The 20,247-nt window shown below is 44.0% G+C and carries 13 protein-coding genes; 2 read left to right on the top strand and 11 right to left on the bottom strand.

The window, feature by feature from the left end; genetic code table 11:
• Positions 1–42 precede the first annotated feature (42 nt).
• Positions 43–579 carry a LytTR family transcriptional regulator DNA-binding domain-containing protein gene (locus EXU57_RS21985; RefSeq protein ID WP_133270422.1) on the bottom strand — a complete coding sequence of 179 codons (537 nt, stop codon included), beginning with the start codon at positions 577–579 and terminating at the stop codon, positions 43–45.
• Between the two features lie 1,619 nt (positions 580–2,198).
• Here EXU57_RS21985 and EXU57_RS21980 point away from each other — a divergent pair.
• On the top strand, positions 2,199–2,624 hold the full coding sequence (locus EXU57_RS21980; RefSeq protein WP_133270421.1) for a nuclear transport factor 2 family protein: 426 nt from the start codon (positions 2,199–2,201) through the stop codon (positions 2,622–2,624).
• A gap of 206 nt (positions 2,625–2,830) precedes the next feature.
• On the opposite strand, the gene EXU57_RS21975 is transcribed toward EXU57_RS21980, so the two are convergent.
• From EXU57_RS21975 to EXU57_RS21935, 9 genes are all read right to left on the bottom strand, one after another.
• Positions 2,831–5,203: a TonB-dependent receptor gene (locus EXU57_RS21975; protein ID WP_133270420.1), complete on the bottom strand. Its 2,373-nt coding sequence runs from the start codon at positions 5,201–5,203 to the stop codon at positions 2,831–2,833.
• Between the two features lie 61 nt (positions 5,204–5,264).
• Complete coding sequence (locus tag EXU57_RS21970) at positions 5,265–5,648, bottom strand: transmembrane 220 family protein (protein ID WP_133270419.1); 384 nt, start codon at positions 5,646–5,648, stop codon at positions 5,265–5,267.
• A 131-nt stretch (positions 5,649–5,779) separates the two neighbouring features.
• A complete protein-coding gene (locus tag EXU57_RS21965; protein WP_133270418.1) occupies positions 5,780–6,199 on the bottom strand; it encodes a c-type cytochrome in 420 nt (139 codons plus the stop codon).
• A gap of 88 nt (positions 6,200–6,287) precedes the next feature.
• On the bottom strand, positions 6,288–7,400 hold the full coding sequence (locus EXU57_RS21960) for a Gfo/Idh/MocA family protein (protein WP_133270417.1): 1,113 nt from the start codon (positions 7,398–7,400) through the stop codon (positions 6,288–6,290).
• A 271-nt stretch (positions 7,401–7,671) separates the two neighbouring features.
• Positions 7,672–8,535 carry a sugar phosphate isomerase/epimerase family protein gene (locus tag EXU57_RS21955; protein WP_133270416.1) on the bottom strand — a complete coding sequence of 288 codons (864 nt, stop codon included), beginning with the start codon at positions 8,533–8,535 and terminating at the stop codon, positions 7,672–7,674.
• Between the two features lie 11 nt (positions 8,536–8,546).
• On the bottom strand, positions 8,547–10,091 hold the full coding sequence (locus EXU57_RS21950) for an MFS transporter (protein WP_133270415.1): 1,545 nt from the start codon (positions 10,089–10,091) through the stop codon (positions 8,547–8,549).
• 222 nt (positions 10,092–10,313) lie between these two features.
• Entirely contained in the window at positions 10,314–13,826 is a 3,513-nt protein-coding gene (locus EXU57_RS21945) for a PVC-type heme-binding CxxCH protein (protein WP_207955572.1), read from the bottom strand.
• Between the two features lie 844 nt (positions 13,827–14,670).
• A complete protein-coding gene (locus EXU57_RS21940; protein ID WP_133270414.1) occupies positions 14,671–15,498 on the bottom strand; it encodes an alpha/beta fold hydrolase in 828 nt (275 codons plus the stop codon).
• A 42-nt stretch (positions 15,499–15,540) separates the two neighbouring features.
• Positions 15,541–15,795, bottom strand: coding sequence for a hypothetical protein (locus tag EXU57_RS21935; RefSeq protein ID WP_133270413.1), 255 nt, complete (start codon positions 15,793–15,795; stop codon positions 15,541–15,543).
• Between the two features lie 596 nt (positions 15,796–16,391).
• Here EXU57_RS21935 and EXU57_RS21930 point away from each other — a divergent pair.
• Positions 16,392–17,582: a sensor histidine kinase gene (locus EXU57_RS21930; RefSeq protein WP_133270412.1), complete on the top strand. Its 1,191-nt coding sequence runs from the start codon at positions 16,392–16,394 to the stop codon at positions 17,580–17,582.
• Between the two features lie 301 nt (positions 17,583–17,883).
• Here EXU57_RS21930 and EXU57_RS21925 read toward each other — a convergent pair whose 3' ends face one another.
• Positions 17,884–19,647 carry a histidinol-phosphate aminotransferase family protein gene (locus EXU57_RS21925; protein ID WP_133270411.1) on the bottom strand — a complete coding sequence of 588 codons (1,764 nt, stop codon included), beginning with the start codon at positions 19,645–19,647 and terminating at the stop codon, positions 17,884–17,886.
• Between the last annotated feature and the right edge of the window lie 600 nt (positions 19,648–20,247).

Here is a 20,247-nt window from a genome sequence, read left to right as displayed (position 1 = left end):
TTTGAAACCGTGAACAGCAGCAATAATCACGTGAGTAAATCATCACTTACCAATTGAATTAAATATAGCGTGGGCAATCGGCCGTTTGGGTTTAATTACTATACAATGATCAAATTCAAAATATTGACCATGGTAACTTCCCCCGGAGAGACGTTTTAAATTAATTGCGCAAAAACGATTTACCCTTAAAAAATAATTCACAGGTAATTCAGCTATAAAATCTTTTAAGCAAGTATTGCGTATTGTTCTTTTCACCTTTCCGGACTGTCGCGCAACATGTACAATTGTTAAATGATCACTGCTCTCAATCATGATTATATCGTCGGCCTTTGCATAAGTATATTCTCCATCCTTGACAGATAAGCGCAGGAGGCTGTTTGATTGGATGTTATTTTCATCCTTAATAGATTGATTGTTTCCAGACCTGGCATTGAGGTGCTTCGAAGCTGAATTGCTTGAATCTAAAGAATTTATAGTTTCGGAATTGTCCGTTAAAAGCTGACAAGAAAAACCAAATTCGTTCTCCATGCCCTCGATGGGAGCCTCTTGAGTACTCCCGGATTTTACAGGCTCCATCATTGGATAATTTATGGCTTTAGCAAAAATTGATTGGATTATAAATTAAAACACACGCTGGTCTGCGAGCTTTTAATGCTGACAAGAAATTTACCTGACTAATTAAAATAAAATAAACAGAATAATTAAGCTGAGATTAAAACAAGATCAAACCTTTTCTTTCTTGATAGATTAGCGAAGTATGAATTAATAAATATATAGCTGACGTTGCGTGTAAGTAAGGATCTTTCTAAAGTTATGCCTAACCCTATGTGCCAAAATATTGGTCAATTCCTAAATAATGAAAGTAGCATTAGTATCATCTTTAAAACGGCGTGAACATTCCGGGCGCACCAATAACCGGGCTGATGATCAAATCCTTGAAATGATTGCGAGTGCGACTAATAATTAAGAAGGACACCGGATATTCAGTAAAGGTAAACTGCTGAAATTATTATTGCAATGGCTTATTTCCATTTGGTCGTAACTAGTTTCCCAAAGGTGGTGTCTATCTGCTTAAAAACAACAGGTATCCGGGGTTTAACACAACAAACTAATCGCAGAAATTGCAGGCTAACAAGCAATTGGAAAGAGTCGTGGCAACTGTGTTTGTTTTCGCCGTGCACTCACCTTTAAATGATAAACTTCCATTTGCTTGACAATGTCACCCAGGTATTACAACGTAGTCAGGAAGTTGCGTTATGCGGTGAGGCCCTGCCACATACCCCCCCGCTACTATCGTCGGGTAACAGCCACCAGAAGTTGCGGATAGAATAAGTTGATACAAGCTCAAAAGGGCAGGCGGCACCCGACCCCTGATTAGTTCCGGGTGATGTGTTTCTGTGATTAGATTTAAGACCATCATCAGCCGCATAAAACTGGCTAGCACGTAGGTTAACGGTAATGATTGGGATGCGATATGGGGATTGCGCTTATACTTCGGCTGCAGGGCGGAAGAATGATCTCACAATACCAGACGCCAATGTCTCTGCTTCGTTAGGCCGTCCGCGGATCTTCCCTATCTACCATAATACCGGCAACCGCAACCGGAAGATCCCCTTGGTTCAACCTATCCCCACGCATTTAGGTTATGATTTCATTTGTAAAAACCAGGAGCTATGGGCGACAAATTAACCTTCATACTTTTTAATCAAAAATGCTTTGAACATCACCTATAATTTATTTTCTTTGGCTCCAGGTCAGTTTAACATCAGCCAGGATGTGATAAGCTTTTCACCGGGCAAAGCTGTTCTGTTCTAATCTTCTTCAGCTTACACGAGCAATAGTCCATAATCATTTTGATACCATAGCCAGGTATATGCTAACCAGTTTCGTATTGCGAAAAACTGTTGTGTTAGCGCCGGAAGATATAAAGACCTCTTTCATTTGCTTTGGGCGGTAGAGGTATTACAAGTTGCCGAAGTTACGATCGATGAATTTTTATCCTGTACACGGATTTATAATGTAGTAAGCGGTGTTAATCTCAAATGACACTTACCATTTACCAGGTTGACGCTTATTGGTAGACAAGTACAACAGGAAGTGCAAAGTTTTTATACACTTGAAACAAATCCATTTATGAGCTAACATCAATAATACTCCTTGCAAACCAAATCACCCTTAACCCTATAAACTTTAAAAAAATGCAAGCAGCTACCGATTTCGCTACGGCAAATAACTACCTGACCGAATATAACGATGTGGTAGAGAAATTACAGTATTACATTGAGGGATCCAGGCAGGGCAAAGGTGAAATCATGCGTCCTGCTTTTCATGCTGATGCTTCCCTCGTCGGATACGCGGGTGAGTCCTTCCTGTTTACTCCGGTCCAGGTGTTATTCGACTGGATCGATGAAAACGGGCCTGCTCCGGATATAGAACCCACATTTGCGAGTATCGAGATTCTCGACACCATTGCTGTTGTAAGATTGGAGATAAAGCAATGGTCCGGAAAAAACGTTGGTTCCGGGGTACATATGTCGGACTTGTTTAACCTAATTAAAACCGATGAGGGCTGGAAGATTTCACAAAAATTGTTTCACTGGCATACACAAGAAAACCATCACTAACCAACATGAGCCTGTTATCCGTTGGGAATGATGGTGGCATTTCTTTGTACTATAGCAGAACCAGTTAGAGCAACTTAATGTTCAAAGCAACTGGTTCTGCTGCCGTAAAGACATCGACTTCATGTAGGCAAACATTTCGACAATATGCTACTAAGATGACTTCACAGCATTTTTCATCTGAGGTTTTAACCTTATCACAGGAAGCCTTAGAGCCTTGTTGCTATTGTTACTCCATAAGTTCTCGGATCACCCAGGTGAACAGCACCAAAGTCATATGCATAACTGATGTACCTCTTGTCTGCGAGGTTCCTTCCCCACACGAATAAGGAAAGGTGTTTCGCGGTGACGCCTAAACGCGTGTTATAAATATTGTAAGGAGACTGTCGAATATTGTTTGCCAGGTCGAAGAATTGGGTGCCGAGATATCTCCATTCTCCTCTTACTACCAGGTTGACTCCATGTCTTGCATCCAGGGCAAGGGTGTATTGAGCCGCTAACATAGAAGTTGTTTCGGGAGTAAATATCTGGCGATTTCCTTTTAGGTTAACCTCTCCGCCATTCTGAGATAATTTCAAATCCAGGTATTTGGCACTGGTATATCCAAAGCTGTAGTTTACTTCCAAACCTTTGATGAGGTTAGCATTAACTTCAGCCTCGATACCTTTACTGTTAAGCCGGCCGGTGTTTCGTGTAATGGTAACTGCTTCTGGTAAAACCAATGTTGGAACCTGTGTATTGGATACGCGGGTATAGAATGCCGTTACGTTGATGTTCAGTCGATTGGCCATCAATTGGTTTTTAATACCGAGTTCGATGTTGTTACTGTGTTCAGGTTCAAAAGCAAATAGCGCAGGTTGCGAAGGATCAGAGGCAAGCGGGGTAAGGCCGCCGGCCCTGAACCCCTTCGTATAATTTGCAAAAACAATCGTTTGCTGATTTACTTTGAAATTGAAGCCAAGCTTCGGGCTAAATGCGCTGAAATTGGCATTCGCCGATGTATCGGGTCGATAGTCAAACAAGGTTACCGGATTGGGGTCCTTTTGGTATTCACCCAATACACTTTGCTTTTTGTGTTCCCTATCGTATCGCAGTCCACCCGTAATGTCCAGTTTATCACTGATACGGTAAGTTGCCTGCCCGTAGACCGCAACACCCGAACCCTTCGCCCTGGTAGTATTAATAAGAGAATAGTTAACATCAGGGGAACCCACGAGCTGCGCATCTTTGCCAAAGTGGGTGGCTTGTTTTACGGGATTATCCTGGTAAAACAGGTATGTGCCTGCGCTCCAGCTGATTGGTGAGGTGGACGCGGGAGAAGATGTAAACCGAAACTCCTGGCTTAACACCTTTACATTATTCCAATCTCTCCCGAAATTGTAATTAAGTTCTATCCCGTCAATAGGAGAAAAATCCGCATCTATCGGCCGTGTATAATACCTGTAATCTGATTGGTAAGATGACTGAGAAGTAAAGTTGAAATAGCGACCAGTATGGTTAATTGAAAAAGAGGTGTTGAAAATGTTATCGACAAGTTTGGTTGTTGCATTTTGGCTCAGCACGAACGGCTCATTAAAGGCATCTGCAACACCAACGACTAATGGAAACGGACCATTATTTCGATTGCTGTTGTGCTTTACGTTAAGGGTAAGATCCCAATGCTTCGCCGGCAAATACTTAACGTAATAGTTTCCGATGGTACTGTGTTGCTTATCGTATTTCGAGTTATTGAATTTATTGGTATAATATCCATTGAATTTGTCGAACAAACCAGAGATGCCCACGAATAATTTATCTTTTATGATGGGAGTTCTGATACCGAGTGCATAGCGCTGTTGCCCGTAATTACCAAAGTTAACTTCAGCAAAGCCGTCTGTTTTGTTTGTTGGCTGCCTGGTAATAATATTCACAACCCCGCCCATTGCGTTTCTGCCGTAAAGGGTTCCCTGCGGACCTCTTAGTACCTCAATGCGTTCGATATCCGACAGCTGACTAATATATGTGTCCAGGCTAAACTGATTTACACCGTCAACATATGTAGCCACAGCGGGATCGTAGGATGTAGTGGTTATTCCTCTTATGGAAGTAACATTTCGCTTGTCTCCAGGATCGGCTGCATACATATTTGGAGAGATGGCAGTTACGTCCCGGATATTCCATAACCGATAATCCTGTACCTGCTTAGATGAAAGGGCGGTAACACTCAGGGGTGATCGCTGCAAAAGCTCTTCCCTTTTTTGAACAGATACGACAACTTCATCCAACTGCTTAACATTCGGGTATAAAGTCACTACCAGGTTGCTACCTGTTCCGTTAACTACCGTTTCATTAGATATGGTGGCATACCCGACGGCAGATACCTGAACGAGATACTTTCCATTAAAAACATCAGGTATGGTAAACGATCCATCGTTGTCTGAAACCACACCTGAATTCGTATTCAGCAAACGAATCGAGGCTCCCCTGATTGGGTTTGAATTTTCATCCAGAACTTTACCCGTTAACCTGGATGTTATTTGAGCGTTTAGCCCTGTGTTAAAAAAAACCAACAACAGGAGCCATACGATTGTCCTTTTACACATAATCTTTTATTAAACAAACTTTAGGATGGTTAACTGGTTTCAGCCGATTGCGAAAACGATACTATGGTACGACCCGCTTAAGTTTTCTCAACCAAACCATGTTAATAGTCAATGCAAATATCAGGATAAGTAAACCGAAAAATTCACGTGTTTCTTCAATCCAGGGCTTTGTTGCCTTCATAGATTGTGCTATGTTTTCCGCCTGGTGTTCTTCGGCCCAATTCAAAACGCCGGTCTTATCAAAAAAGAGGTATAGGGCATAGGGTATATACACAGCAAAGCCGATATAATACAATACCGGCTTATACTTTTTTTGGTACGCCCAATAACACAACAATCCACCATATAAGTAAAGCGGCATCCAGATATATGGGTCCGGATCATTGTACTGCAGCGCAGCCGATAGTACAAAGATGATGATGAAAAAGATGTTAACTGCTTTCATAGCCTGTTAATTGCCCGCTCAAAATTACTGTCGCCTGCCAGTCCCCCGGAAAAAACCGGGTAGCAAATAGCATATCACTTTTCAGCGATGCAGTTGATGTCGGGTAAGATTTAGCAACGTACGTGATAGTGCTATTCGATGGAAAGCACGTACTTAACCATTTGAACAGCGTCTTCTTTTGGAAGTGTGGGGTGAGGGGTCATCGGTATCGGTCCCCAGCGTCCTACACCACCCTTAATGATTTTGGTTGCGAGCATGTTGATAGTGTCGGGGTTTGCCGTGTATCGATTGGATACGTCTCTATAAGCGGGTCCGACAAATTTTTCTGAAACTTTATGGCAGTTAAGGCAATCCGACTTAACTACTAATGCCAGTCCCTTATCATAGTCCTCCTGGGTTAAACCATTTTTCCGGGTGGGTGCCGCAGGTGGTGGTGGTGGCGCTTCAGCTTGCGTGTCGGGTGCTTTGGTAGCCTCAGCGTCTTTCTTTGTCTCGCTGCAAGCGTTGGTAAAAAGTACCAACGCTAAAACATAAATCAGCTTACTTTTCATAAAGGTGTTTGTTTGTGAGATTAACGAAGCTGCTTAATCTTCGATCTGTTCTTGTATCTAAAACAATTTACTGTTGGTCTCAATCAGATTAACTCAATGTGAAATCAGGCAAATATTTCTTCTCCCCACCTTGCATGGCAGACTCATGGGCCAAAATACCAACACAGGTAATATTTGCAGATTGTCTTGCATTTGGAAAAGGTTCCCGCTTGTCTTTGAGGGCGGAAAGGAATTCGTGTACAAGGTGTGGATGCGAGCCGCCATGCCCCGAACCCTGGATAAACGAAAGGTGCTGTTTGCTGTCGGCATCATAAACCCCGCCTGTTGTAAAACTTTGAATTTCTTGCGGCAATAGGTGTGCGTAGTCAGGTATCTTTACTTTTTCAGGTGTTTCACCAGTGTGTATAACTGACTCTTCATGTTCAACCAGGGTCCATTCAAACGACTTTTTGGAACCGTAAACATCAAAACTTTCACGGTACTGGCGCGCGGTGTTGAATAAGGAACGGGTGACTTCGGCAGCCAGATCAGAATTGCGAAACTTTATATGACAGCTTTCAATCGCAAACGGAGAGCCATATTTACCAATAAGATTTTCATCAATTCGCCCAGAGCCAAAGCAGGATACGTATTCAGCATCGGCCTTTGCCAGGGCAACCACAGGACCTACACAGTGGGTTGCATAATGCATTGGAGGCAACCCTTCCCAATAGCCTGGCCATCCCGCCATTTCCTGTTGATGTGAAGCGCGAAGAAACTGAAGCTTACCCAGATCGCCATTTTCATACATCTCTTTTACGAATAGGAATTCACGGCTATAGACCACGGTTTCCATCATCATATACATACGCCCTGTTTCCTTTACTGCTTCTACGATCTGCCGGCACTCCTCAACTGTGGTGGCCATTGGAACAGTACAGGCTACATGCTTACCAGCCCTTAACGCAGCAATCGATTGTTCTGCGTGGCTCTGGATAGGGGTATTGATATGAACGATATCCACTGCCGGGTCTGCAAGCAATTTGCTATAGTCATCATACCTTTTATCAATTCCAAATGCATCCCCAACTTCGTTTAGCTTGTCGGTATTTCTCTGGCATATTGCATACATGTTGGCGTAAGGATGACGCTGGTATATGGGTATAAACTCTGCGCCAAAACCTAAGCCCACGATTGCAACGTTGAATTTGTCGTTTTCCATGATGATATATTTTTTTGAAGATGGTTCTAATCTTAAGATCGTGTTATTGCCATACTAATACCCCAACATCAAACGCTTACTGCCTGTGTTGGTAACCTTTCCTAATTGCTCAGCCTGTACCTCCCGTCATGGAAGACCATTAAGGATTCCGGCCTACTTCTTCCACTCCCCTATGTTGGCGACTGGCGGATTTTGACCCCGTCTGCTGATCATCCGGGAAGGCCGTCTTGTTATCCGGGTTGACCCCCCTTATGTGATATCCCGCTAAAGATCAGGAAGCAAGTAAATTCCTTAAAAATTTAAGCCCCTCAGAAGCAAATCCATCCTGGCTCTCCGCCATGGGATGCCAGAAACAAACTGCCCCTGCCAACTCCTTGTTATCGGGGGTAAAACTTTCGATTGATACAACACCATTATAATTTATTGCTTCAAGTCCCCTTTTATAAGCATCCCACCGCGTTTGACCTGTTCCGGGGGTTCCCCTATAATTTTCAGATACCTGGAAATGGATAAGCTTGTCGCCCGCGTTTATAATCGCTTGCTCCACATCGGGCTCTTCGATATTCATGTGAAAACCATCCAAAATAACTTTGGCCGCCGGATGGGAGATATCGTTTATCAGGCGCAATACATCTGCCGACGTGTTTACCAGGTCGGACTCAAACCTGTTTAACGGTTCCAAAGCTAACTGCAAGTCTCTTGCTGCCGCCATTTCACAGGCGATACGAAGGTTTTTAACGGCCAGATCCCACTCCCGCTTTCGTTGTTCAGGCGGAACCATTCGCGCTTTACCTACTGCTGAATACATGGGTCCGGCTAAAAAAGAAGTACCCAGTGTATTACATAAGTCGAAACATGACCTCAGGTAAGCAAAACAATTCTCATGAACAGCGGGATCGTCGTTCGTAAGATCCCGTGAAGGCCCAAAAGCACCACAAACAACTGCCTGTAAGCCATATTCTTTCAGTCCTGCTGCAACCGCATTTGAATCTATCAGCATCGGATCTTCCACCGCAATTTCCACCACATCAAAGCCCAGTTCTGCGATCTTTGGAAATAATGTTGAAATTGATGCTGTAGTAAAAGGCGATGTCCAGAGCCAGGTAGAAACACCAAACTTAACTTGTAACGACATAGCTGAAAAAATTAATAAGGTGTTGCGGGGGCTTCTTCTTCAAGCACAATAGGTTTATACCCGCCCCTCGATTTAAAATACGCCATAAGTGCAAGATAACTTACCAGCATAATGAGTGGGAAGATAACAATGTAACGCAACGCTTCTTTCTTTGCCGTTTCGCGTATGGTTACGACAGTTTCTTTATCAGCGTCGCTTGCGGTTGCAAGTTTATTCTGGTCAAGGCCGCCGTAGTCGCCAAACAAACTGGTTTTCTTTTCGGTAACATAAGTACTATGGATCGCAGTATTGTTTTGGCTATCGTAATCTGCAATTTTTGAGTCCACTGATTTGTCCTGGATAAAGCCAAGGATACCCGCACCAATAACACCTGCTGCAATCATACCCAATCCACCGGTTATATTAAGCGTTAGCGCGCCGCCTTTGGGGAAGCGTTCAGAAACAAGCGCAAGCATAGTTGGCCAGAAAAAGGTTTTTCCCAAACCATAAATGGTGGCTGCGAGTAAAATCATTACCCCCGACGAAAAAGACATCATATACAAGCCAATTGCAGCAATGGCCGAACAGGTGGCAAGTAGCCCCAAGGGGGAAATTTTGTGTGCTATATCGCCCGCAAAGAATCGAAGGACAAACATAATTGCAGATGTATAAACCAGCACCCAACCTCCCTGTAAACCTAACTTGCCCATTTCAGGAGACATCAGGTCACTGATCCAACTATCGGTACCCAGTTCGGTGGTAGCGAGCGGTATCATGATTAATAAAAGCAATACAAAAAGTGGCTGGCCAAAACTTTTGGTATACATCCAGAAAAAACCGGTAATCAACAGCGTAAGAACAATGTTTGCTGCAAGTGGCCATCCGAATACAGCTCCCAACTGGAACACGATGAGGCCCACAATAATCAAAGCTCCGCCGGCGCCAACTTCCTGTAACATCTCTTTATAGGATACTCCTGCCTTTACCCTTTCATTCACAGGGAATTTCCGGGGTATCATCATTATGGCATAGATAAGCGTAGGTAATATAATCAGCGCTATTTTATACTCCCACTTTGTTTCTTCTCCCAGTAACAGGGCCATGACACCACCCAGTACAAGGCCGCCTGCCCAACCGGCGTGCAGGATGCTCAGCCACTTCACCTTAGCCCTGGGAAACATGGTAGCAACAACCGGGTTTGTTACCGCTTCGACCGTACCATTACCAATCGCAACGATAAACGTACCGATATACAACATCCAGTAACCGTCGGCGAAAATGGTAATAATTGCTGCACTAAGATGACAGACGAATGCAAAGATCATCGCTGTTTTATAGCCGATCTTATCGATGATAAGACTGAACAAAACAATACTGATAGCGAATGGCCACAAGCCCACCCCCGCTATTTCGCCCAACTGGGTTTGCGTAAGGTTAAACTCAACACCCCACTGAGGTAACACGACGGCTCTTGTTATAAACCCAAAAGCAGTTGTAACCAATGCAACAAAACAGGCATAAAATAACTTCATATCCTTTCCTGATGGAGCCGCGACAGCGGTTTCTTGTATTTGCATTTTTCGTTTTTGTCTTTTATTGTTTGACTGTTTACGTAGTGATTATTTGGTAAATAGGGGTATGCCGTACAAGTGAGTGACACAACGATGTTGAGCAATCAATTGCTGTTGGTCCCCAAAAAAATTCTTGAGAAAACAACATATTGGTGCTTGTTCTGCTGGTGTTAACGGCAGTGTTTTACAGCAATGGAACATTAGCTGATCCGATCTATTTATACCGGCTTATTTTGTAACCTTCATGACACCCTTCATGATCCTCCAGTGTCCGGGGAATGTACAGACATACGGATAATCGCCGGGCTTATCGGGTACGGTAAATGTGATGGTGACTTTGCCGCCGGGGTTCACAAGCGGGGTTGCAGCTAATACTTCCGCCATTCTTGGAACATAATTAAGCTTTGTACCGTTGGGATCTGTTGCAAGTTTATCAGCTGCTGCACCTACTTTTTCCGTTGTTCCGGGTCTGATTAAAACAAAATTATGCTGCATATGATCCGGGTTACGGAATACGAGGCTAACTACTGTGCCGGCTTTTGCGGTGATGACTGCTTTGTCAAACTTCATCACATCCTTGATCACACCCATTAAAATGGTTTTTGCAACGGCTGCCTTAGGAGCAGCTGCCAGGCTTTTTGGCGAACCCGGTGTAAAGACTTCTAACCGCCCTTTTGCCAGCTGGCTCCGCAACCTAAAGGTATCCGGATATTCAGCAACCTTGTCCTTACCTTGTTTGTCCTCTAATCCAACCCTAAGACCGGATTTAAAAGTCTGGCTAAACAATCCTGACGCAAGTGTATTTGCAACCTGTTTGTTGTTAACGGAAAGGGTCATTGCACCTTCTTTTAACAGGGACGCGCTAAAAGTAACTTTAGCAGCAGACGACAACGGTTCACTATTAACCACAAACTGTTTACCACCCTGGTTTACCTGGAAGAACAATTTGTTTTCTTTCATGAATAAGCCGTAGCCGTTTACAATATCCCCATGCGCTACTATTAAACCGTCATAAGGAAGATCCCTGGTTTTTGACAGTTCTCCTGTAATGTTGATCTCCTTATTGATTACATCAGGAGCTTCTAATGGAGCTGCGCCGGGAAACCTGCGTGCCTGAAGGGGAATGGCTGTAATGCGATTTAATACGGAAAGGCGTTGAGCAAAAGAGGCGGAACCGATATTGCTTGCCGCAGTACCAGCACCTTTTTTTGCATAAGCTGCCGCAAAATGTGTTTGGTGTTTGGTTGCAGCCGCTGTTATTGCGTACTTCAACCAGTTGTCTTTTTCATTCTCCGGCTTTAGAGCGACGTCAACCAATGCTTCCCCTACTTCAGGAGTCCCATTCATATCTGTCAGTGCAAGAATTGCAGCCAGCTTAACCCTTCCATCGGAATCATCCAACACCTTTGATCTCTGGATGGCCTGGAATGTAGCAGCTGTGCGCGGTAAAACCTGGATGGCTGCACGGCGTACCCCGCCAATAGGATGTGACAACGCTTTTGTAGCAACATCGAATGCTTCTTTATTAGTGCCATCCAAAACCTGTAGGCCATGCATGGTCCAAAGTGCATGAATTGCAGCTGGATTTAGACCCGCTTCATCAGCTTTTTCGTTTCGAACCAGCTTGTATAACTCCGGTAAAACAGTCTTGTCTTTGTTCTCAACAAGTAAGCGTTGGGCATGTAAACGCCAGAACATATTGTTATTTGAAAGGGCGCTGATTAGTCCTTTGCTGTCATTTTTATTTAAACTAAGCGTATTACGCGCATCGTTTTCTTTATTAACGATCCGGTAAATGCGTCCACGTTCATGGTCCCTTAAAGGATTGATATAGGCATTACCTTTCCCGTTTTCTGCCTGGTATCCACCGCGCTGAGGTGAAGGAGTCGGGTTATGCTGAATGATAAAGTCGTACCAGTCAACTACCCAGACAGCTCCGTCTGGACCCACTTCTGTTTGTACCGGCCCGGCCCATTCATCTGCACTTGTAAGCATGTTCCACCCGTCGCCATCTTCTATAAAACCGGCACCATTTTGCTTCAGGAACGCGCGGTGAACCACACGGCCCGTTGGCTCGTTTACAAAGGCAACCCTGTTCCAATATTCTTTAGGAAAATTTCTGGCGGTATACAGGCTATGACCTGCAGCTGCGGTAAACCCGCCAAATACATCGACCTGCCGAAGATTTTTCGTTGCCACATGCATTTCGTAGTGCGCATCTAATTTTTCTACGCCAGACTCATCAATTTTAGCCATAGCCAGATACTTCCTGTCCATACCATAGAAGGCTGTATGTGTATTATTTGCGGTTGAAATAAATACATCAAAATCTTCAGAAAAGCCCAATCCCCAGGTGTTGTTGCTGGTGTTCGACAGGTATTCAAGTTTTTTGCCATCCGGTGTAAACCGGTAAACACCCGAACTGAACCTCATGGTACTATCCCCTACTTTGCCATTAAACCCGGAATAACCTACAACACCCCATATTTTATTGTCGACCCCATATCGAAGGTTAGATGCCTGGGCATGTGTATCCGATTTACCCCAGCCGCTGATAACTGGTTGTCTGATATCAGCCTTATCATCTCCATTTGTATCTTTTAAGAATAGAAATGAAGGGGCGATACTTACAACAATACCACCGTTAACAAAGGCAAAGCTTGTAGGGATATTCAGCTTGTCGGCGAAAACGGTAAACTTATCTGCCTTACCGTCCCCGTTCGTGTCCTCCAGTATTTTAATGCGATCGTCTCCGACATCCCCTTCTTTTACTTCGTTTGGATAGTCTACCGTTTCAATTACCCACAATCTTCCACGCTCATCCCAGTTCATAAAGACCGGGTTAACGATGTCGGGCTCGGAAGCAAATAACTGAAGTTCAAATCCCGGAGGTACCTGCATTAACGACATGGACTGCTCTGGTGTTAACGCAGCCTGCAACTTTGGAGCAGGATTACGATTTTCGTAGTTCGGGATCTGGGCCTCACTATAGCTCGGCTGGGCGATTTTGTATGCAGCAAGGTTTGCACTTGCTTTTTCTCCTACAGCCCAAAGTATCCCGTTTTTTACAAGGTTTAAGAAACCAGGATTATTGAATGTTTTTTCATTATGGCCATAGGCAGTATAGAAAACCCTACCATCGCCAAAGGGCCTTACCCATGTATAAGGTTCATGATGGTCACCCTCTACCCTTTCCGAAAGCACTTCTATATTCTTACTGATTTTTGTATGCACATAGGTCTCATCCCAGGTAGTAAATGCATTGATTCCCTTCATAACAGGGTGGTCTGGTTTTACCACAACGGCTGGGAAAGAGTCGGTTTTGTGATTCGCAAATTGGCCGCCAATCATTTCCACGACTTCGGGTGAGTTCCGGAAGCAATACGACGCGGAATGAAGGGGTATAAATCCTTTTCCTCCTCTTACAAAACCCAGCAGGGCTTTTTCCTGGTCTTTTGTGATTTGATCGTGATTGGCATACAACACCAAGCCGTCGAAATGCTTGAGGTATGCATCGTTCATGTCGTTTGGATCGTTGGTGTAGGTAATGTTAATACCGTCTTTGAAGTACTCCTTGTTCAAGATGTCTGCAAGAAGTTGCGAGTCGTGGTGCTTGCTTTTATGACCCAGGAATAAGATCTCAAGCCGCCGGGGCGCATCCGCGATTTTCCAGGTAGCACCAATAAAACAAACAGAAAAGAGGCAAATGAACCAAATGAAAATACGTTTTGCAATGATCATGGCGTTACGTTAATCGTTAAGAGGTGAGCGAACTGTTTAAGCGTATATACTAAAACGATGAAGTTATCTAAAATGTGTTAAAATGATTGAATCCAGTCATGTTTTTAGCCGCTTTTCTACATTATTGCTTGTTTGTGCCAAAAAACTTCTTTCAAACAGTAGCAAAAACCCTCACTTTTCATGACATGTTCCGCCTTGATGGACAAGGCGTTAAGCTCTGGAAGGTGTTACGTGCAACAGCCCCTATGCTTTTTGTTGTTTGCGGAACCTACTCATGCCTCCGGGGTGGTAAGCTTGTGCCCTGTTTTTAGATGGGTAGCGAAGATTCCGATGTTGAAAAACCTAACAGGGAACATAGGGCTGATACTTCCCGCCTTATCCTTCTTGCAGAAAGTATTGTGTTAAGCAATCCTGGAAACTGCTTATTGCCTGGTGAGTTCCACCAGAAGTGCAGATATCGCCAACGGGGCGCTTAAATATTCATCGGTGCTATACAAGGCTTTCTTGTTGCGCACTGTTGCAGCTACCTGGATAACTTCAGAAAAGATTAAGACCGGGAGTCTCCGAGATTTCAATAAGCAATAAGTGGGGTCCATGCTGCAAACGTTAGTCTACCGGCGCTGACTTAAATATATTAGTTTGTGCCATACTTGCGTAGGTCGTTAAACCCAATTTTGAGGGGGAGATCCCATTTCCGAGCTCCACTTCTGTTAGGCAGGTTCGGCTCGAATACACTCGCAAACCAAAGCTGTTACTACTTGCCGGGTGCTTCAAGGCGGGCTCGGGGTCCTTACAAAAAAAAGCTCCTTCAGTTAAAGGAGCCTTTCAACAATCATCATGGCTATTACCGCAAGCCTTTGATAAACTTCTCAACCGCATCATTCGTTTCAACATGTCTTTCAATCAGGCCCTGGTGCCCGGCTGGTGATAACATAACAAGCTCATTGTTGCGGATGTTTTTATTCATATACTCACTTGCTACAGGTTTGGTAAGCCGGTCATGTTCAGCGCCCAAGATTAGGGTAGGTACGGTAACTTTAAGTAAATCCTGGCTCACATCATAGGTTTTCATCATACCAAGCATACCGCGTGCAAAAACGGCAGGCGGTGCCATAGCCGAAAGCCGCGAGATAAAATCCAGTTGCGCAGGTGTTTGGGTTCCGGCAAAGGTTAAGAACCGGGTTGAGATAAGCATATTACCATTTAAGTAACTCATCCACTTGCTAAGCCAAAACACAGGGGAAAGTGCGATCATAATATAACAAATAGGATAAAGGACCCCTTTTTGGATTTTCGGTAGTAAGGTGCTGGCAATGCTGGTATAAGTAGGGTTGGTAAACGTAGTGTGTTGCAAAATGATACCCTTAACTTTTTGCCCGACGTCTTTAGCTGTTTGGGTGAGATAAGTAAGTATAATCATCCCTCCGATACTATGCCCCCACAAGATGGCTTTAGAAAGCTTTAAATGCTCTATGACGGCTTCTAAGTCTGCAGCCATTTTTTGCAACGAAAAATCTTTGTTATCCGGTCTTTTCGACTTACCCAAACCTGGCAGGTCGATCAGGATAACATAATTATTCTTACTAAACTGTTTTTTTTGGTAATACCAGGCGGTACTGTTTTCATTCCATCCATGCACGAAAAGAATGGGCTGCAATTTATTGTCACCCATGAACTCGATATGGATCAAGGAGCCATCCGGCCGTTTAAGCTGTTAACTATTCTTACTATGTTCCTGGGTAGGCTCATCTTCATCTTTATGCGACTTGCTCAATATCCAGGAAACAGGAAATTTTCCCAACAAAGAATAAGCGGTCAGTGCAAGAGCGCCGTAAAGGCAGCGAAGGGCATATTCGTCATCAAGGGTATCCTTCCACAAGTACCACTCCCGGAACAGGTGAATTCCGAAAAACACAATTCCTATTGTACAAAGTTCGGTGAGTATCAGAAACAAGAGTAATACCGGCATACTGCAGAAGTTTTGGTGAGACACATGTAAAACCTATGCCATATATTATAAAGTAGCTGACCGCGCACCTGGGAGCGCCCCTTTCTCCCGGTGCCCTCGAAGTGATATTGCGTTACAAACGGAATACCCGTCAGTCATTACATCGGGATCCAATTGAGTCGCTGTTGTCGACAGATAGTATCTCGTGAGATGCCGATGTTTTGTACCTCGGCATCATTAGCGAGAATGGTCCTTGCATCTATACAAACACAGAAGAGTCGTTCAACCGAACCAGGATCATCCAGGATGGGCCAAAGCGCTTTCCCCATTGCTCTGACCTACCTGAGTTTCGTTTTAGTGGATAGGAGGAACCTTTATTAATTAAGGAAGATTCCAATTATGTGTGCAATTCAATACGTGTTGGTCGAGGGTGTCAAAAACAAGTCGACCGCTCCACAACAATGTTCCTTTAACGTCTGTAAAGGGTAGCTTCGTTTTATAAACAAGCTTAGATCTTGATATGTTTGAGTCACCGGAGTACAATCCGGCACCCTGAAAAGTATTCAAATACGCTTCGAAGATATAAACTCCCGGTCCCACCAACGAAGGGCGTATTTTTGAATAATCTGGTAAATGACAGCGAAAGCTCAACCAGGAACGACACCTTCCTTCAAACTATCATGGCAAGTGAACTCAATTTACAGCAACTGTTCTTAAATGCTCCCGACGCTATAATCGTTATCAATCAAGATAGCGACATCATATTCTGGAACCCGGCTGCGGAAAAGCTGTTTGGTTGGACCGCGGAAGAGATAGTTAACCAACCGCTATCTAAGACAATCATTCCTGAGCAGCACCGCGAGGCACATTACCAGGGCATGAAAAGATATCTTGGTGCAAGTCAGGCCCATCCCCTAAATAAAACAGTTGAAATTACAGCGTTAAACAGAAAGGGTGAGGAGTTCTTTATATCGCTTACCATATCCAGCACTATGCTTGATGGTCGTAATGCATTCATTTCCTTTATCAGGGATATCCGCCAGCAGAAAATAAACGAACTTGAGTTGCAGAAAAAACAAGCGTTACTGGAAAGCTCTAACAAGCAACTGGAACAATTTGCCCATGTCGCCAGCCACGATATCAAAGAGCCAGTCCGAAAAATCATGATCTTTGCTGATAAGCTCAAAGATGAACTTGGGCCCAACAGATCGCCGTCAGCGGAATTATACCTTTCAAAGATTATCAATGCTTCAGAAAGGCTTAAAACTATGATTGAAGGCATTTTGGAGTATTCAACTGCAACCAGGATTGAAAGCACTTTCGAACTCATCAGCTTAAATCATCTGTTGGGCCAGGTACTGGTTGACCTGGAAGTTCTTATAAGCGAAAAGAATGCAATCATACATATCGATTTTTTACCTGATGTTTACGGGACCGACTTGTTAATCCACCAACTTTTTTACAACTTAATCAGCAATTCATTAAAATTCTCGAAAGTCGGTATACAACCAATGATTCAAATAAGCTATACTAACGCTTCAACCCCGGAAGCAGGCACGAGTTATACAAATAACAGCTACTTCGAAATCACGGTTCAAGACAACGGCATTGGTTTTAAGGAAGAATTTTCGGAGTCAATTTTTAAAGCCTTCCGAAGATTAAACAGTTTCAATGATTTTGAAGGTACTGGTCTCGGCTTATCCCTTTGCAGAACTATCATGGACAGGCACAATGGAACCATCCGTGCAAGTAGTGAGGAAGGCTTCGGGGCAACTTTCACGTTGTTATTCCCAAAAAATATGGCGTAAAAATATGTTGTGTGTTCCACCGGCGTTGTTGAAATGCTGCGGTGTCAGTACAGGACGATTTACCGATGTCTGGTTGAAGGAGCTGTTTTGCCCAAAGTTTCTGTGGCGCCCTGAAGTAACAGAGAATCTTTTTCTCATAACAATTGGCCTCTACCACATCCTGGAAAGCGAGTATTTAGCCTGGGCTTCCACCCTATTTATAGTAGGCATGTCCGTTGAACTCGTTTTGTTCTTTCTGCTACATTAATGCGACATTTAGATGTATGCTGAACGAGGTACATGCAAGCAGGAGAACAGACAGCTATACTTTGTCATACCCCGCACTAGTTTCCATTTCGCCTAGCTGCGTTTCCATCAACTGTTGTAGCGTACTTTTAATAATCCCAACCATCTTGTTGTTGGTTTCTGCATCTTTTACCGCAATGCGAACGGCGTTTGCGGCAAGGCTTTTTCCCATATTGCTTACATCCCGTAAGTAAAGTCCCTGTGCTTTGCAGAGGTGCAAAAATCTACTTCCTGAAATGCCAACTGGTAAATAAAACAACAGGAAGTTGGCTACTCCAGGTATAACCTCACGAATGCCGATCTCCCATAGCTGCTGTCTCAAATTTTCGCGCAGGTGCTTCGTCTCCACATACCTTGCCGAATAGTAGTCCTTATCCTTTAAGGCCATTATCGCTGCAGCCTGAGCGGGTAAACTTATAGACCATGGTGGAGTAAGTACTTTTAAACTTTCGATCAGGTGAGGAGAACAACAAAGGTATGCAGCCCTGACCCCGCTAAGGGCGTAAACTTTACTCATCGATTTGCATACAATCACGTTTTCTGTACTACTCGCAAACACCTCCAACGACTGGTTAGGACCCGCATATTCAACATAAGTTTCGTCGACCCATACAAGTGTAGTTGACGGAATGGACTTTAACAAGTTTACCATTTCTTCTCTTGGAGTATGTAAACCAGTTGGACTATTTGGATTCACCAATACCACCATGTCATACGCTTTCTGCATTTCGGTTCGCAAAGCAGAAGTGTCTACAACAAATCCCTGTCTTTTACTTAAGGTGAAAGGGGTAACCTCGCATCCGATTACTTTTTCCAGCACATGAATATACTCTCCATAACAAGGATCGAGTATCAATACCTTGGATGTTGCATTCAAAAAGCTCTTAAGACCAGCAAATATCAGGTTGGACGATCCGGCGCCTGGTAACAGGGATTCAACCCTTACGCCACGCTCCTCCGAAATCACCTTAATTAGTCCACCAGCATGGGTTGGAGGAGACGTTTTCAATAGCCATGGTAAATGTGCACCCAACATCCCGAGTACCATTGGAGAGGGATTGAACCACGCGTCAAGCACATCTGCATTGATAATGCTGCCGGCATTTCCAATGTTCTGCAAGTCCTCACCAATGGCCTCAAAAAATGATCCACCATGATAACACGGAGGCGGTGAGAAGAATTTAAACGGAAGTTGCCAGTCAACCCTACGTGCTAATGCCCGATAGGAGCTTAAATGTAATCGAACCTGTTGGTCAAGCTTTGCAACCTCGGCGGTACACAAATCATAAGATACCGCACCGGATGCAGCCTGTAAGTATAGGGGCACAAGTCCTGCTTTTGTATACATGCTCAGGATGTCGGATCGGCATATAGCAACGATATACTTTCCGCCGTGCGACTGTACCCAGCGAAAGGCCGCAAACATCAGCGCGAATGCCAGCGAGTTCCTGCGTTTCGATGCAACTATGGTAAGCAGGCGGATCTCGTACAGATATTCATCAAAAGCATAGGGTATCGAAGAACGGGTAAAGTACTTGTCAACTGAATAGGTCGGGGATACCGGTGTGGTAATACTAATAAATCCGATCACCGCTGTAGCTTCCATGGCAACGATATAGTGATTGCTTAAGTCAAGTGTATCTTTAAGTTCACTTTCTGTGTTTACGGCATGTTGCTTTAATTCTTTTGCATAAATCTGGTGTCGGATACGATATATCTGCTGGCGGTCGTTTTCTGATGCAACACGTAGCGAGAACTTTGCATTTAAGTTGGTTGACATCAGCTGAGTTTAACACAAAAGATACCATACAATCACTTACATTCCAACCGTTGATCAACTTTGTTTGCAATTGCGTGGCATATGCAACCAAGTAAACACCTCTCTGGGTGGCTTGATTAAAAAGGTTGTTAATCAAGGTTGGGTTCGTGTGACCAATAGGTACCTGTTTGTGCCTATAGTATAATGCGGCCAACCAAACTTAATTGTATCGAACCGCCTTAGTGCATGTAAGGCCTTGGATCACCGGTTGCATGTTGATCTAAAACGATCCATGCAGACGGCCAACAAGGTTTAAATGTTCACATGCGTTGTAATAAATAGACAAAAGGAGGCGCTGTTCTCCACCCTGCACCAGATGGTTCATTTTCTACAAGCAATGCTCTCCGGCAAGTAGGGCAATAAATCAACATCGAGGTAATTGCCATACACAATGGAGTTCGATACCAGGATTTTTTTGGTAACGAGCTGAGGAACATTTGGCGACATCGTTGCGTCGCACTTCTATGCAACTCCTCTCGAAAGCTCAAGAGGATTGCCAATAGTCATCGGCTGTTTGAGCTTGACAGGACTGCTATTTGTTATCATGCTGCTTCTTGCTTT

Origin of the sequence: Segetibacter sp. 3557_3, assembly GCF_004354985.1 — a bacterium.
Lineage (GTDB): Bacteria > Bacteroidota > Bacteroidia > Chitinophagales > Chitinophagaceae > Segetibacter.
The sequence above is the reverse complement of the archived record's forward strand: the minus strand, read 5'-3'. Positions and strand labels throughout refer to the sequence as shown.

Excerpts from the sequence above, each read along its gene's own strand:
- EXU57_RS21985 (WP_133270422.1), bottom strand. The coding sequence starts at position 579 with ATGATGGAGCCTGTAAAATCCGGGAGTACTCAAGAGGCTCCCATCGAG.
- EXU57_RS21980 (WP_133270421.1), top strand. The coding sequence starts at position 2,199 with ATGCAAGCAGCTACCGATTTCGCTACGGCAAATAACTACCTGACCGAA.
- EXU57_RS21975 (WP_133270420.1), bottom strand. The coding sequence starts at position 5,203 with ATGTGTAAAAGGACAATCGTATGGCTCCTGTTGTTGGTTTTTTTTAAC.
- EXU57_RS21970 (WP_133270419.1), bottom strand. The coding sequence starts at position 5,648 with ATGAAAGCAGTTAACATCTTTTTCATCATCATCTTTGTACTATCGGCT.
- EXU57_RS21965 (WP_133270418.1), bottom strand. The coding sequence starts at position 6,199 with ATGAAAAGTAAGCTGATTTATGTTTTAGCGTTGGTACTTTTTACCAAC.
- EXU57_RS21960 (WP_133270417.1), bottom strand. The coding sequence starts at position 7,400 with ATGGAAAACGACAAATTCAACGTTGCAATCGTGGGCTTAGGTTTTGGC.
- EXU57_RS21955 (WP_133270416.1), bottom strand. The coding sequence starts at position 8,535 with ATGTCGTTACAAGTTAAGTTTGGTGTTTCTACCTGGCTCTGGACATCG.
- EXU57_RS21950 (WP_133270415.1), bottom strand. The coding sequence starts at position 10,091 with ATGCAAATACAAGAAACCGCTGTCGCGGCTCCATCAGGAAAGGATATG.
- EXU57_RS21945 (WP_207955572.1), bottom strand. The coding sequence starts at position 13,826 with ATGATCATTGCAAAACGTATTTTCATTTGGTTCATTTGCCTCTTTTCT.
- EXU57_RS21940 (WP_133270414.1), bottom strand. The coding sequence starts at position 15,498 with ATGGGTGACAATAAATTGCAGCCCATTCTTTTCGTGCATGGATGGAAT.
- EXU57_RS21935 (WP_133270413.1), bottom strand. The coding sequence starts at position 15,795 with ATGCCGGTATTACTCTTGTTTCTGATACTCACCGAACTTTGTACAATA.
- EXU57_RS21925 (WP_133270411.1), bottom strand. The coding sequence starts at position 19,647 with ATGTCAACCAACTTAAATGCAAAGTTCTCGCTACGTGTTGCATCAGAA.